Origin of the sequence: Pseudoalteromonas sp. SG43-4, assembly GCF_014164325.1 — a bacterium.
Lineage (GTDB): Bacteria > Pseudomonadota > Gammaproteobacteria > Enterobacterales > Alteromonadaceae > Pseudoalteromonas > Pseudoalteromonas distincta.
The window spans coordinates 238,630-254,266 of the sequence record NZ_JACJFB010000001.1 but is presented as its reverse complement, the minus strand read 5'-3'; the positions used below and the strand labels follow the sequence as shown (position 1 = coordinate 254,266).

12 protein-coding genes and 1 pseudogene are annotated in these 15,637 nt (G+C 38.0%); 6 read left to right on the top strand and 7 right to left on the bottom strand.

Translation table 11 applies throughout. The annotated features are described in order from the left end of the window. Positions 1–129: 129 nt before the first annotated feature. On the top strand, positions 130–2,025 hold the full coding sequence (locus H5160_RS01155) for a DUF294 nucleotidyltransferase-like domain-containing protein (RefSeq protein WP_182736456.1): 1,896 nt from the start codon (positions 130–132) through the stop codon (positions 2,023–2,025). 3 nt (positions 2,026–2,028) lie between these two features. Continuing rightward, the gene (locus H5160_RS01150) at positions 2,029–2,739 is read left to right on the top strand and encodes a 3'-5' exonuclease (RefSeq protein ID WP_033039579.1); all 711 of its coding nucleotides are present in this window, start codon (positions 2,029–2,031) and stop codon (positions 2,737–2,739) included. 80 nt (positions 2,740–2,819) lie between these two features. Here H5160_RS01150 and H5160_RS01145 read toward each other — a convergent pair whose 3' ends face one another. Continuing rightward, complete coding sequence (locus tag H5160_RS01145) at positions 2,820–4,400, bottom strand: BCCT family transporter (RefSeq protein WP_002961195.1); 1,581 nt, start codon at positions 4,398–4,400, stop codon at positions 2,820–2,822. Between the two features lie 894 nt (positions 4,401–5,294). Here H5160_RS01145 and egtB point away from each other — a divergent pair. Both egtB and egtD read left to right on the top strand, forming a co-directional pair. Then, the gene (gene egtB, locus H5160_RS01140; protein WP_182736455.1) at positions 5,295–6,566 is read left to right on the top strand and encodes an ergothioneine biosynthesis protein EgtB; all 1,272 of its coding nucleotides are present in this window, start codon (positions 5,295–5,297) and stop codon (positions 6,564–6,566) included. After that, complete coding sequence (gene egtD, locus H5160_RS01135) at positions 6,563–7,537, top strand: L-histidine N(alpha)-methyltransferase (RefSeq protein ID WP_182733166.1); 975 nt, start codon at positions 6,563–6,565, stop codon at positions 7,535–7,537. The genes egtB and egtD overlap by 4 nt, the downstream gene beginning before the upstream one ends. Positions 7,538–7,820: 283 nt before the next feature. Here the strand turns inward: egtD and H5160_RS01130 are convergent, their stop codons facing one another. From H5160_RS01130 to pxpB, 6 genes and pseudogenes are all read right to left on the bottom strand, one after another. Then, positions 7,821–8,696 carry a PhzF family phenazine biosynthesis protein gene (locus tag H5160_RS01130; protein WP_182736453.1) on the bottom strand — a complete coding sequence of 292 codons (876 nt, stop codon included), beginning with the start codon at positions 8,694–8,696 and terminating at the stop codon, positions 7,821–7,823. Beyond that, on the bottom strand, positions 8,680–10,353 hold the full coding sequence (gene asnB, locus H5160_RS01125; RefSeq protein WP_182711293.1) for an asparagine synthase B: 1,674 nt from the start codon (positions 10,351–10,353) through the stop codon (positions 8,680–8,682). The genes H5160_RS01130 and asnB overlap by 17 nt, the downstream gene beginning before the upstream one ends. A gap of 153 nt (positions 10,354–10,506) precedes the next feature. Further along, positions 10,507–11,175, bottom strand: coding sequence for a pyroglutamyl-peptidase I (gene pcp / locus H5160_RS01120; RefSeq protein ID WP_182736452.1), 669 nt, complete (start codon positions 11,173–11,175; stop codon positions 10,507–10,509). Continuing rightward, positions 11,168–11,446: pseudogene (locus H5160_RS20565) on the bottom strand (5-oxoproline transporter, DUF979 family subunit); the annotation flags it as partial. The pseudogene H5160_RS20565 and the gene pcp, both read right to left, overlap by 8 nt. 50 nt (positions 11,447–11,496) lie before the next feature. Continuing rightward, positions 11,497–12,423 (bottom strand): biotin-dependent carboxyltransferase family protein, encoded by a 927-nt coding sequence (locus H5160_RS01110; RefSeq protein WP_182736451.1) that lies wholly within the window; start codon positions 12,421–12,423, stop codon positions 11,497–11,499. Beyond that, positions 12,416–13,081 (bottom strand): 5-oxoprolinase subunit PxpB, encoded by a 666-nt coding sequence (gene pxpB / locus H5160_RS01105; RefSeq protein WP_182736448.1) that lies wholly within the window; start codon positions 13,079–13,081, stop codon positions 12,416–12,418. The genes H5160_RS01110 and pxpB overlap by 8 nt, the downstream gene beginning before the upstream one ends. 248 nt (positions 13,082–13,329) lie before the next feature. Between pxpB and msrA the strand changes: the two genes are divergently transcribed. Both msrA and H5160_RS01095 read left to right on the top strand, forming a co-directional pair. Then, positions 13,330–14,619: a peptide-methionine (S)-S-oxide reductase MsrA gene (gene msrA / locus H5160_RS01100; RefSeq protein WP_182736446.1), complete on the top strand. Its 1,290-nt coding sequence runs from the start codon at positions 13,330–13,332 to the stop codon at positions 14,617–14,619. Between the two features lie 133 nt (positions 14,620–14,752). Beyond that, entirely contained in the window at positions 14,753–15,529 is a 777-nt protein-coding gene (locus H5160_RS01095; RefSeq protein ID WP_182695013.1) for an amino acid ABC transporter substrate-binding protein, read from the top strand. Positions 15,530–15,637: the final 108 nt, after the last annotated feature.

Genomic DNA, 15,637 nt, shown 5'->3' with positions numbered 1-15,637 from the left:
CACTTAAAGAGTCTATTTAGGCTCTTTTTTTGTGCCTAAATTTGTACAGTAATTGTTTTCACACCCCGATGATAGTGTTAATCTGCAAAACAGATTTAGTCATTTAAATGCGCATACAGGAAGGGATTTATGCAAGCCGAACAAGTTGAAATCGCACAATTTTTAGCACAACATCCTCCTTTTGATGACTTACCTCAAAAAGCGCTTAATGAGCTAGCTCAACAAGTAGAAGTGGCTTATTTTAGAGCAAAAACAGATATCTTGAGTTTTGGACAAGACATTTCTGATTTGTATGTAATTAGAAGTGGCTCTGTAGAAATGTACCGCCGAAATGGCGAGCTGTATAATCGTTTGGCTACCGCAGGTATATTTGGTCAAATGGGTTTATTGATGAACCGTAAGGTACGTTTTCCTGCAACTGCTCTTGAAGATACGTTAGTATATTGCATAAATGTCGAGCTATTTAATCTTTACTGTGATCAGTTTGATGCGTTTGCTGATTACTTCGAAACAGACGGTAACGTGCGTTTGCATCAAGCTATTGTCGAGCAAGCCGATGGCAATGACCTGACAACCGCGAAGGTAAAATCATTAATTCACAGAGATGTAGTCACCGTAGATGCAACCTCTACGATACAAGATATCGCTAAATTAATGACCGAAGAGGCGGTATCGTCAGTGTTGGTAACCGATGTAAATAAACCCATAAATGATGACCCAGAAGAAGATGATGGACAAGTAGTTGGTATAATAACCGATAGGGATTTACGCACTAAAGTAGTGGCTAAAGGGCTTGCCTTTAACACGCAAGCAAAAGACATTATGTCCACTAACTTAGTACTATTAGATGCTAATGACTATATTTTCGAAGCTGTATTGGCCATGCTTAGAGATAACTTACATCATTTGCCAGTAGTACAGAAAAGACGCCCAATAGGCGTTATCTCCCTCTCTGATATTTTGCGTTATGAATCGCAAAGCAGTTTATTACTTGTACGTGGCATACTGGCTCAACAAACAATAGAGGATTTGGCGCATTATGCACGCCAATTGCCCAATGTGTTTGTTCGTATGGTGAATGAAGATGCAAACTCACACATGGTTGGTACAGCCATGGCTGTTATAGGGCGTACATTTAAACAAAGATTGCTTGTATTAGCTGAAGAAAAGTTTGGTCCACCTCCCGTTCCTTATTGTTTTATTGCACTGGGCTCAATGGCTCGCGACGAGCAACTTATTGTAACTGATCAAGATAACGCATTAATTTTAGATGACAGTTACGAAGACGAAAAACATAATGAATATTTTCAAAATATCTCAGACTTTGTCTGTGATGGCTTAGCACAATGTGGCTATACGTATTGTGATGGAGAAATAATGGCGTCGTTTAAAAAATGGCGTAAAACTCGCTCACAGTGGTTCGATCAATTTGCAGATTGGATCGCGCAGCCAAAACCACAAGCATTGCTTAATAGTTCTATATTTTTTGACTTAGACGGTGTGTGGGGTAAAACCAAGTGGGCCGACGAGCTTAAAATATTTATAGCAAAACAAAGTAAAGTAAATCGCGTATTTTTAGCTAATATGGCAGCAAATGCTAGAAATAGAACACCTCCACTAGGTTTCTTTAAAGGCTTTGTTATGGAGCATAATGGCCAACATAAGCGTTCAATGAACTTAAAGCGAAGAGGGACTGCACCTCTTTCTGATGTTATTCGCGTGCACGCATTGGCTATTGGCTCACGTAAACAAAATTCGTTTGAGCGGCTAGAAGATATTATTGAAGCTAAGCTGTTACCACAGGGTAAAGCGCAAGATTTACGTGACGCACTTGAGTATATTGCCATGATGCGAATTCGCCATCAAGCGTGGCAAATAGAGAAGGGCGAAGAGCCCGATAACGACTTAGATCCACATTTACTTTCTCCGTTCGAGCAACGAAACTTAAAAGAGGCATTTGCCATTTTAGAAAAAGCACAAAGCTATTTAAAATTTAGCTACACAGCAAACTCTGGTGTGAAGTAGCCTATGAATCCGCGTAATCATAAAGCAATTGATTGGCAAGCTAGGTATAACGAGCTTGCCAATAGCACCAAAAATAAACTCTTAAAACACTTTTATGCGGGTGCTTATAATCAAGACAAAGCTGCAATAAAAGACGTGCCTTTTGTAGCAATGGATTTTGAAACAACAGGCTTAAATAGCCAAAACGACGATATAGTGAGTGTTGGTTTAGTGCCGTTCAATTTAGAGCGCATTTATTGTAAGCACAGTCGGCATTGGGTTGTGCAGCCTAGGCGCAACCTTCATGAAGAGTCTATTTTAATACATGGAATAACGCACTCTGAGGTGGACGACGCCCCCGACTTTAATCAAATTATAGAGCCTTTACTTGAAGCGCTCAGTGGTAAAGTTGTCGTGGTGCATTATGCCGCAATAGAACGTCACTTTTTAAATAATGCGTTATTGTTAAGGCTTAAAGAAGGTATTGAGTTTGCACTTGTTGATACAATGGAAATAGAAAAAAGAGCACTAAAAGCAAGGCAGGGTTTATTAGGGCGATTGTTTAACACAAAATTAGGTTCTCTTAGGCTAACAGATTGCCGTGCGCGTTATTCCCTACCAGCATATCAAAATCACAATGCGTTAACGGATGCACTTGCTACAGCAGAACTTTTACAAGCGCAACTGAGTTATCATTATCGTGTAGATACTCCAATCTCAGAGCTGTGGTTCTAGCTTTTAATGACCAAACAAAAAAACGCCGCAAAAATTGCGGCGTTTTCGTTACTAATTAAAAGTGTTACTTACTAAAAGTATTATTTAACTGGGCGAGGCTCAGTTCGTAAACCTAAAACTAAACTTAAACACATAAATAATAATACAATAGTAAATGGCAAGCCTGTAGAGACAGCGCCTGCTTGTAGTGCTTCAATTGCTTGTGTGCCACCAATCCAAAGTAAAGCAGCTGCAATTGCGCCCTCAACCGATGCCCAAAATATACGTTGTGGTACCGGTGCATCAATTTTACCGCCAGCTGTAATTGAATCAATTACTAATGAACCAGAGTCAGATGACGTAATGAAAAATACCAACACTAATAAAATTGCAATAAACGATAAAATATTAGATAAAGGTAATTCATCAAGCATTTGGAACATAGCTAAAGGTACATCAGTTAAACCATTAGTGCCTAACGCACCAACACCATTAACTACTTGATCAATCGCAATACCACCGTAAATAGACATCCATAAAACAGTAACTAGAGTAGGAATAAGTAAAACCGCAATTAAGAATTCACGAATTGTACGACCACGTGATACACGCGCGATAAACATACCTACAAACGGTGACCAGGAAATCCACCAAGCCCAGTAAAACACAGTCCAACCATGCATCCATGTTTCGTCTTCACGACCGTGAGGATTACTCAATGGAATAATATTTTCTACATAGCCCATCACGGTAGTGGGTACATTACCCATTGCTACAGCAAAGCCTACTAAACATACAAACAATAATAATGAAAACGCAATTAGCATATTTACATTACTTAGTAGTTTCACACCACCGTCAATACCACGAACCACAGAGACAATGGCTAAAAGTGTTACACCCGCAATAACTAGAATTTGAGAGCCAATGCCACCTTCTGTACCAAATACATGGTTAATGCCTGCAGAAGCTTGCTGCGCACCTAAACCTAAAGATGTTGCAAGGCCAAATAACGTAGCAAGTACAGCTAAGATATCAATGATATGACCAGGCCAACCCCAAGCTCTATCACCTAATATAGGGTAAAAAATAGAACGAATTGAAAGTGGTAAACCTTTGTTATAGGTAAAAAATGCAAGAGATAAACCAACAACAGCGTAAATAGCCCAAGGGTGAAGACCCCAATGAAACATAGTTGCGCCCATTGCTAATTTTGCAGCTTCTGGTGTATTAGCGGCTACATTAAGCGGTGTTTCGTACCAACCAGTAAAGTAAGCAACTGGTTCAGCAACGCCCCAAAACATAAGGCCGATACCCATACCGGCAGCAAATAACATAGCAAGCCATGAAACGCGAGAGTGAGAAGGTTTCGCGTCATCACCACCAAGGCGAATATTACCGTAAGGAGAAACAATAAGTGCTAAACAAAAGAGTACAAAGAAGTTAGCAGCCCACATAAATAGGGCATCAAAATTATTAATAATATCGGTCTTGATACTATCAAGCGCTGTTTTTGCAGTTTGTGGGTCGGTAACAAGTATGGCGATTAAAAAGATGACAATCAGGCCCGCACTAGTTCCAAAAACAGGGTTGTGAATATCAAACCCCCACTTTTGTACGTTGTCCTGACCTACGGTGTAATCCGTGTTGTCAATACTATATTTGTCATGATTTTCCTTCATGCAATACCTCTTTAGTTGTCCTAACAAGCCAAAATAAATTCGGCGTCATATCGAATTACATTAGTCTTTAAATATTAAGTAAAAAGTAATACCGTAATTATTTGAAGACTAACTAATTTGAAGCGTGATCATACAGCTAGTAGTGTATGAGTTAAATATTAAATGTAAATGAATTTGTATTTAAAACGCTGTTTATATGGCCAAATTCATGATTTTTTCATTTAAAAGCCCTAAATTTAAAAATTCAGTGAACGTTAAAATTTAGTTTGCTATTAAAAGTATTAATTTACTTGGTTAAGTAAAAAAAGATCATTATTAAGTAGCTTAATTAATGCTTAAATATTAGGGCTTGTTAGTCTTTTAGGATTGAAATTTGTTAAGTCTAGTCGCGATTTAATCGCTCCTAGATTTATAGCTTAGCGGTTCGGTAACAGCTTATGCGTTATTTTTCATGCTTGCATGCACGTAAGAATAATCAAAAACCGGCTAGCGAAGAGCAAATTTCTCTTCAAGGCTATTATAAATTTATAAGCCGATAAGCACCTTTAATCAAGTTGTAATATGAATATGATTTAACACAACATTAGGGCATGTTGAATTTTGGCGATTGAATTTACAGTAGTATGTTTGGTTTTTAGGCAAGGCAGAGCCTATGTAGTGTGGTCATTCCCCATAAATAGGCGATAACGCAGCATAAATACCAAACATACACTGCCCTTTGGGTTCTTTCTAGGGACGATTAACTCTTTGTTACTCGGTTTTTACTTAGCCCACTAGGTTACAAACCTCGTGCCGCGATTTAATCGCCCCTAGATTGAACAAATTTCAATCCAAAAAGCTCAGCATGCCCTAAGCTATATTTTATAAATAGATAGGCAAAGGATTAATACTATTATGCGTGAAAGCGTTACAAACGATACCAATCAAAATGTACTTATTAAACGCTTTTGCAGCGTTAGAGACGAAAGCCTAGCTATTATTGAGCCACTCACTGTAGAAGATTGCCAATTACAAGCTATGGCTGATGCCAGTCCTACTAAATGGCATTTAGCGCATACCACGTGGTTTTTTGAAACATTTTTACTTAGTGTTCATTGTAAACAGTACGCAGTGTTTAACCCTCACTATAAAATGCTTTTTAATTCTTACTACAATGGGATTGGAGAGCAATTTAAACGGGCAAACAGAGGAAGCTTATCTAGGCCAGGTTTAGACGAAGTGCTAGCTTACAGAGAACATGTAGATAGCCGCGTGATTGAATTACTTAAGACTGACGTTAACCCGCACATTAAAGATATTATTGAACTTGGGTTACACCACGAGCAACAGCATCAAGAACTAATGCTTATGGACATCAAATATAACTTTTCAGTAAATCCATTATTTCCTCAATATAAAACATCGCTTTTAAATAGCCAAAAAAAATCAGCTGATATTAAACCCCTTAATTTTATCAATTTTGAACAAGCCATTATTAATATTGGCACAAATGCCGACGATGAATTTGCATATGATAACGAGTGCCCCAAACACCAAGTACTAATTCATCCATTCAGTTTTGCTAATAGATTGGTCACTAATGGTGAATATTTAGACTTTATAAATGCCGGTGGATATAGCAATCCACAATATTGGTTAAGCGACGGTTGGGCGCATATTCAAAACACTCGTTTAACGCATCCATTATATTGGCATTACATAAATAACGAATGGTTTGAGTTTACACACTATGGATTGCAGCCTTTAAATTTAAGTGCTCCCATCAGCCATGTTAGTTATTTTGAGGCCAGCGCCTACGCTAATTTTGTAAAGGCTCGCTTGCCTACAGAGTTCGAGTGGGAATATGCAGCTAAAAATACACCTTCAACAGACACTAATAATAACTATCTAACACCACAACAAACAAAAGATGATACTGAAATAAACCAGTTAACGGATTCATGTTGGCAATGGACAAACAGTGCATATTTGCCATACCCCGGTTTTAAGCCTATTGAAGGAGTAGCAGGGGAATACAATGGTAAATTTATGAATAACCAAATGGTGTTACGGGGTGGGTGTGTGTTTACCCCTCAAAACCATTTACGACAAACATACCGAAATTTTTATTACCCACATCAAGCGTGGATGTGCAGCGGGATAAGACTAGCTAAGGATATAGTATGAGCCAAGTAACAGCGATTAAACAAAGTAACATAACCGACACTGAATTTTTAAACGACGTGATAAGCGGATTAACTCAACAACAAAAAACGCTTCCGTGTAAGTATTTTTACGATGATAAAGGTGCTGCATTATTCGAGCAAATAACATCCTTACAAGAGTATTATGTTACACGTACGGAGTTGTCTATTTTAGAGCAATACTCGCAGTCGATTGCTCAAATGCTACCTGAAAACCTCTCTATTATTGAGCCTGGGTGTGGTTCGGGTAAAAAGGTCGCGTATTTATTAGCGCACATGGCAAACGTAAAAACCTTCGTACCGTTTGAAATTTCTGAGGAAATGCTCAGTTATTCACTTGCACATTTATCACCATTATTCCCAGATTTGGCCATTTCGCCATTACTAGGAGACTTTACACATAGCCAAATGGTTAAACAGCTAACCAAAGACACCGCTTTAGATAGTCAAACCAATTTGGTGTATTTTCCAGGCTCTACTCTTGGTAATTTTGCCCCAGTTAAAGCTATAGAAATTATGAATAATTTCCATCGCTTATGTGGTGTAAACGGTTATGTATTAATTGGGATTGATTTAGTAAAAGAGCGCCAAGTGTTACTTGATGCATATAACGATAAAGCGGGAATCACCGCCGCATTTAATAAAAATTTACTACAACGTATTAATAACGAGCTAAACGGCACATTTAATTTAGATAACTTTAGCCACGAGTCACGCTTTAACGAGCAACATAGCCGTATTGAAATGCATTTAGTAAGTAACTGTAATCAAAGCGTGGTTATAAATGATCAGCAAATAGACTTTATTGAAGGCGAAAGTATCCATACAGAAAACTCTCATAAGTACACGCTCGAATCGTTTAAGCAGCTTGCAGCGCAAGCTAATTTAAAGTTAGAGCAAACATGGCAAGACGATAGTAACTATTTTGCATTGTGCTTATTACGACCGCTATAAACGTTTACTTAATATGTTTAGGGCGTGTTGATCTTTGATAGTTGAATTTACAGCAATATGTTTGGTTTTTAGGCAAGGTAGAGCCTATGAAGTGTGGTTATTCCACATAAATAGGCGATAACGCAGCATAAATGCCAAACATGTGCTGCCCTTCGGGTTCTGCCTAGGGGCGATAAACTCTTTGTTGCTCGATTTTTACTTAGCCCACTAGGTTACAAACCTCGCGCCGCGATTTAATCGCCCCTAGATTGAACAAATTTCAATTCGCAAAGATCAACACGCCCTAGTAAATGACAACTTTAGCATTGTTAAACTCATAGTTTAGCAATGCGCCATTATTTGATTGCTGTATAAGCTTAGCTTTATTTAAATCATGTAGTCTAAATAGCAGGGGGGCAATAACAGATACCGCAGAGCCCGTTGCACTGTCCTCATTTACTCCAAACTGGGGTGCAAAATATCTAAAATGCGCTATAGCATTTTTTTTGTCCATATTTTTTATACTAAGCGCTATAACTGCATTTTTGTGGAGTTTACTCAAAGCTTTAAAATCAACGTGTAAGCTTTTTAAATCGTCTTTTTCAACGTCTTTACTAAATCCTTTATTAAATTCTTCATTAAATAATACAACCGTATAACCGTTTTTATCACCGGTACTGTAGGCTACTTTTATTGCGGATGAAAACACACTTTTTAACTCACCTTTAGCTAATTCGCTTTTTTTAGGCTCTATACTTTTTAGTAACAACTGTGCGCGTTGTTTTTTTACTCTTATAGTAAAGCGCTCATTACTCATTGATATAAATACTTCAGGGCAATAACCAAAATACTTTATTAAAAAATTAGCGGCCGCTAAAGTACCATGCCCACAGCGTTTAATTTCACTTGTTTGGTTGAACCAGCGAATATTACAATGGCGTTTAGTTATCTCATTTTGATTTAAAAATACGGTAGCAGGGTGGTTTGATTGTGATGCAATATATTGCATTGTTTTTGATGTTAACCCAATTTTATAAATAACAATTAAAGCACTTGAGCCTTTTAAGTTATTTGCAGGGCTATAAAAAACAGATTCGGTGGAAGTGAGTTTTATAAAGCGAAGCGTAAGCCATTTGGGCTTACGCTTCGTTAAACAAAGAGTGTTATCCTTTGCTTGCATACGCGTCGTTGTGAACGCCCGCAGCACGACCTGATGGATCTGCATTGTTTTGGAACGATGCGTCCCATGCAAGTGCTTCAGGAGTCGAACACGCTACCGATTTACCATGTGGTACACATTTAGCTGATGCATCACCAGGAAAGTGCGATTCAAAAATAGTACGGTAGTAGTAAGCTTCTTTTGAATCTGGCGTATTAATAGGGTATTTAAATTTAGCATTTGCAAGCTCTTGATCGCTCACTTGCTCATTTACAAACTCTTTTAACGTATCAATCCAACTGTAACCAACACCGTCTGAAAATTGCTCTTTTTGGCGCCATAAAACTTCATCAGGCAAGTAGCCATCAAAACCTTCACGTAAAATGTGTTTTTCAATTTTGCCATCTTTACACATTTTGGCTTCAGGGTTGATACGCATAGCAACATCAACAAATTCTTTATCAAGGAACGGTACACGTGCTTCAACGCCCCATGCTGCCATTGATTTATTAGCACGTAAACAATCAAACATATGCAGTTTTGATACTTTACGGTTTAGCTCTTCATGAAACTCTTGTGCGTTAGGGGCTTTATGGAAGTATAAGTAACCACCAAATAGCTCATCAGCACCTTCGCCAGATAACACCATTTTAATGCCCATTGCTTTAATTTGGCGAGCCATTAAGTACATAGGTGTAGAGGCACGAATCGTTGTTACATCATACGTTTCAATGTGGTAAATCACTTCACGCAGAGCATCAATACCTTCTTGAATGGTAAAAATGATAGGGTGGTGAATAGTACCAATCATGTCAGCTACTTTTTGGGCAGCGGCTAAATCAGGTGAACCCTCAAGGCCTACTGAAAAAGAATGCAACTTAGGCCACCATGCATCGCTTTCATCGTTATCTTCAATACGTTTGGCAGCAAAACGCTGGGTAATAGCAGAGATAACCGATGAGTCCAAACCACCAGAAAGTAATACACCGTATGGTACATCACACATTAGCTGGCGTTTAACGGCCGCTTCTAATGCATCTTTAACGTCTTGCGCTTGTGCGCTGTTATCTTTAACTGCATCAAATGTTTCCCAATCACGCTTGTAATAAGGCGTGATTTTGCCATCTTTGCTGTACAGGTAATGCCCTGGTGGAAATTCTTCAATATGCTTACAAATTGGAGAGAGTGCTTTTAGCTCTGAAGCAACGTAAAAGTTACCGTGCTCGTCGTGACCAGTGTAAAGCGGGATAATACCAATATGGTCACGGCCAATTAAGTAAGCGTCATTTTCTTCATCGTATAAACAAAATGCAAAAATGCCATTTAGATCATCTAAAAAGTCAGATCCTTTTTGTTTATAAAGCGCTAAAATAACTTCACAGTCTGATTGAGTTTGAAAAGTAAAATCAACATCTAGCTCTGCTGCAAGTTCTTTATGATTATAAATCTCGCCATTAACCGCTAAAATATTTGTTTTTTCAGGATTGTATAAAGGCTGTGCACCGCTTGATACACCAACAATAGCTAAACGCTCATGTACTAAAATAGCTTTTTCAGATGCATATACACCAGACCAATCTGGGCCACGGTGTCTAAGCAGCTTTGACATTTCAATTGCTTGGGTACGCAATTGAGCGGGATCAGATTTAATATCTAATACCCCAAAAATTGAACACATAGTAACTCCTCATTCCTATTATGTGTGCAGCAAAGCCAATTTGCTGTGCTGCGAAACCTTGTTTTATCAGAAAAAATTACTCAAGTCACATAGCTTTTATAATTAATTAAGAATAATTTATGCACCAAGTTATATGTAACCGCACCAAAGTGGTTAATGCGTAGTGCCTGCTGCTATTTTTACGTCGTTATTATTGTTCAAAGCTTGTGCAATCATCACTTTTAGAGCGTTAATAACAGTGTCTTCACACATGCTTGGTGCGCCATTGTGGTGCACAGCTTGGCTTGGTAAATAAGGAATATGCACAAAGCCACCTTTCATTACAGCGCAATGATCATTTATGTAATGCATAAGGCCATACATAACATGATTGCATACATACGTACCTGCCGTATTGGAAATGGCAGCAGGTATATTGCTGTTGTGCAGTGCTTGTAACATACGCTTTATTGGTAAATTTGTGAAATAGGCATCAGGGCCATTTTTTTCTATTGGTGTATCGACAGGCTGCTTACCTGCATTGTCTTTAATACGTGCATCGTCAACGTTTATTGCAATACGCTCAATTGATATTTCGCTGCGCCCACCGGCTTGGCCTATACATAAAACAACCGCCGGATTATGTGACTCAATGGCGTTTATAAGCTGACTAATAGACGTATTAAACTCATAGGCAAGTTCTAGTGTACATATTTTGTGTTTCATGATGATAGTTTCATCAAGTTTTTGCACTGCTTGCCAAGAAGGATTGATAGTTTCGCTACCAAAAGGCGCAAAGCCGGTAATTAATACACACGCCATAGAAGAAGTTGATTTAGTCATTACACACCAAGCTATACATTAAAATAATATTAACGGCGAGTAAGGTAACTGCCGTCTGAATTTGAACCTTAATTACATAGTACTTATTTTTTAAGTCTAAAAGAGCTGCAGGAAGAATATTAAATTTGCTGCCATAGGCGTCATTAACATACTGCAATAGCCGCTATACATGCCGAGCGCAACTAATGGAGCAGGGCTTGCGCCCATAACCTCCAATTAAAAATGCCATACCTACACAATACAAAACAACCAGCATAAAACGATTATCAGGGCCAAAAATTTAAGTCGAACATAGTTTTCCTATTTATTTTTAGAATATTTTTATAATGTATTTTTAAGTGCAAGGCTCAATTGATGTAGGTGTCCGTCAAGTTTCTGCTTCGCCTTTGCTGCTTCTTCAAACGTTACATATTTAAACTCAACAGTATCTAAAGGTCTAAACTGTGCAAATTGACGTAAGTCGGCTTCAATAACAGTCCCTAGCAGAGGGTAGCCCCCTGTAGTTTGGCCATCATTTAGTAACACAATTGGCTCTCCACTTGGTGGGAGTTGAATACTCCCAGGGCTCACCCCTAATGATGGCAAAGAGTGCGAATGCCCCAAATTATTTTTATGCTCAAGCCTTACACCCATTCGGTTACTATTATTGCTGACTTTAAAAGCGGTAGACACAAAGTTGCTTAGTAAAGGCTCGCCTAATAAGTCGGCATGAGGGCTTGGATGCAGGCGTATAAGCTTGCGCTGGGCGGGAGCAATTGCGCCTACCTTTATAAACTCTCCATAATAAGGAGTAATAGGTATTTCATCACCAGTGGTGAGAGATCTACCTTCAAAACCACCAAAACATGCGTTTAAATCTGTAGATTTAGAACCCATAACCTCAGCATTTTGTATACCGCCTTTCACTGCTAAATAAGCTCTTAAGCCTGCTCTACCAGTAGCAAAACTTAGAACTTGTTTGTTTTTTACTGCGTATGTCCAACCAGGATAAATTGAATATCCATCAAGGGTTGCTTGCAAATCTGCACCATGAAGCGCAATTACTGTGTCGCAGGTAAATTCCAGTTCGCACAAACCCACAGTTATTTCTAAAACGGCATCATTGTCGTTATTGTTAAGTAATCTATTAGCAATGATTTGTGCAATAGGGTCTAAGCTACCCGCTTTGCTTACACCTAAATGGCGGTAGCCCTCACGGCCAAAATCTTGAATTGTAAGTAATACACCACTTTTAAGTACTTTAATCATGATTTGCTCCTTTATTAACGTGCGGAACAAATTCAAGCGTATCGCCTGGTTGAATTAAACAAGGTTGCTCAGAGGTCGAATCAAACAAAGCAGTATCTGTATGACCTATTATATGCCAACCACCTGGGGTATCTGCGGGGTAAATGCCGGTTTGTGCAGCACCTATCGCAACAGAGCCTTTAGGAACTTTAATGCGTGGCTCATCACGTCTTGGTGTATTTAATTGCTCATTTAAGCCATGTAGGTAAGCAAAACCGGGCTGAAAGCCTAAAAATAAAACGTGGTACTTGGTTTTACTATGAATATTAATAACTTCATCGGCACTTAAATTATGATAGCGAGCCACGTAATTAATGTCCTCACCCTTGTATGTGGTTTTGATTAAGTGATGCTGCCCCTTAAAAGTACTCGTTTTAATATCATTCCACAGCGAAGGTAGCACTTGTAACCACTTATTTAAGTGTTTATCTGATTTTAAATAAAGAGTGAGCGAGTTCATGGCCGGCACCAAATCGCTAAATTCATCAGTGCTTTTACAGTGGCTAGCTAAAGCCCAAATTTTCTTTTGAATAGAGAGTCTATCTGTAGCGTCTAAATGCGATGCATCAAACAGTAAACTACTGTTTGTTAATGCATAAATATGAGGAGCTGGCTTCATTAAATAAACCTATTTGTACAACATAATTTAAACGTAACACAGTTTTATTAATTTATTTACACCATTGCGACTAAGTGGTTATGTTTATTGCCCAACTTACTTTAAGAGTAGTTTTATATTCAATTAATCGTATTTAACTTATTGAAGACCAAAACTTAATACGCTTCGTACTAAATAAGTAATTAGGTTGAAATGAAAATTAGGATAAGGAGGTCTTAGTTAGCACGCACTTGTTTAAGAGGTACTTTATGAAACACCAGCATTTATTATATTTATCAGGCGCTGCTATTATATTTAGCGCAGGCAGCTTTGCTTTATCTATGGAAAAGGTTGAGCACAGTAATGTAGAAGCCACCATGCATGTAGAAACCATTGTACTTGGATCGGGTTGTTTTTGGGGAGCCGAAAAACGCTACGAAGCGCTTAATGGCGTTATTGATGCTGAATCGGGGTACGCTGACGGCAATGGCTTTAAAGCTACCTACAGAAACATTACTGATCAGTCTCGTCGTTTTGACGAGAACAATTATGCTGAAGTTGTACAAGTTATGTATAACAGCAATATAATTTCAGCAGAAGATCTCTTAAAAAACTATTTTGAAAGTCACGACCCTACGCAAAAAAATCGCCAAGGTAACGACATTGGTACGCAATACCGCTCAATTGTATTAACGACCACTGATGCGCAAGCTAAAGTAGCTGAGCAAGTTAAATCGCAATATCAGCAGCTTTTAACTGATGCGAGCTATGGCAAAATTGAAACAGTTATTAAACCGCTTCAAGGTTTTGTAACGGCAGAAGAGTATCATCAAAATTATTTAGAAAAGAACCCTAATGGCTATTGCCCAGATCACTCTACCGGTGTTGTTTTTAATAAAACACCTGTAGAAAAAGTAGATAACACGGCTTTATTATCAGGAAAGCAAATAGTGGTACTTGATTCACGTGAATACTGCCCATACTGTGAAAAGTTTAAAAAAGCAGTCGCAAATGATTACAAAGGAACAATACCAATGTCGTTTCGCCATGCTGACCAACTTGATGATTTAACTATTAAGTCAGCCACGTGGGCGACACCAACCATTTTGTTTTTAGAAAATGGCGTTGAGGTATATGGTCGTCAAGGTTACGCAACGCCCGAAGAGTTTTATAAAGCATTAGGCGCTTTTAAATTAGGTAACAGTGATGCTTATAAAGTTGCATTTGATGCACGAACAGATAGACCTTACTGTAAAGAGTACAAAGAGTTTAAAAACACACCTGACGGTACTTTTGTTGATAAATTAAGTGGCGAGCCACTATTTGATACAAGCGATAGGTTTAACTCAGGTACTGGTTGGTTGTCCTTTACTCATCCTGTAAAAAACAACGTAACACAGCACGACGATAGCAGCTGGGGCATGACACGCATTGAGCTTCGCTCTAAAAGTACAGGCATACACTTAGGGCATTTATTTCCAGGTGAAGGTCCAAGAGGTCGCGATCGTTACTGTATTAATGCAACAGTCCTTGATTTTGTACCGAGAGATAAAAGCTAAACACTTTCTTTACTAAGCCTGATTTTAATCAGGCTTTTTTTTGCATAAAACAAAATAGGCTTATCATAATCTTTGCAAATTTGTTAAAATTAAAGCGTGCAGCTAATTGTCAATAATATTACTTAGGTTATTAATGAATCAATTTATAAAAATAGCAACGCAGTTAATATATTTGCCATTCGCTTTACTGCTTTTAATAAACAACGCTAAATCAGCGACTCATTACGTAGTAGGCGTAGAGAATATAGAATACCTTCCATACTACGATGGTAGTGGGGCTGATAACCGCGACTATTATGGTTTTAGTCAAAAGTTACTTACCTTGTTTGCCCAGCAGCATGACTTTAAGTTTGAGTTTTACACACTACCTATTAATCGACTTTACAAAGAATTTGTGGAACATCGCCATGTCGACTTTAAGTATCCAGATAACCCTAGCTGGAAACCAAGCTACAAAGCTTCATTTATTGATGTAAATAAAATTATTTATTCGCAGCCAACCGTTGTGACTAAAACGGGCATTGCGAGTTTAAATAAAAATATCACTATTGATGAATGCATTAGTTTTGCAACGGTAAGAGGGTTTACGCCTCAAAGCTTTAAACCGTTAATGAATAATGAAAACGTTGAGTTAATAGAAACAGCTAACGTAATTGAATTAATAGAGTTGCTTTTAAAAGAGCGAGTGGAGTGTATTTACATATCTAACGATGTATTAAATTATAACCTCCAAAAATACTTTAAATTAACCCGACCTGTTTATTTTCAAAACGAATTGCCGACAGATTTACAAGCCTTTTTATTATCGTCGATTGACTACCCTGACATAATCAAGAAATTTAATACCTTCTTGATTTCACATAAAGTGCAAATAAGTAAATTAAAAAAAGAATATCAAATTAAAAATTAACTAAAAAAGCCCCGTAAGTTATAACTTACGGGGCTTTTAAAAGTATTAAACTTATATTGCATATCATGTGGTTTGCGCCAAAAATAAAAACAGTTCAAGCTAAGTCAC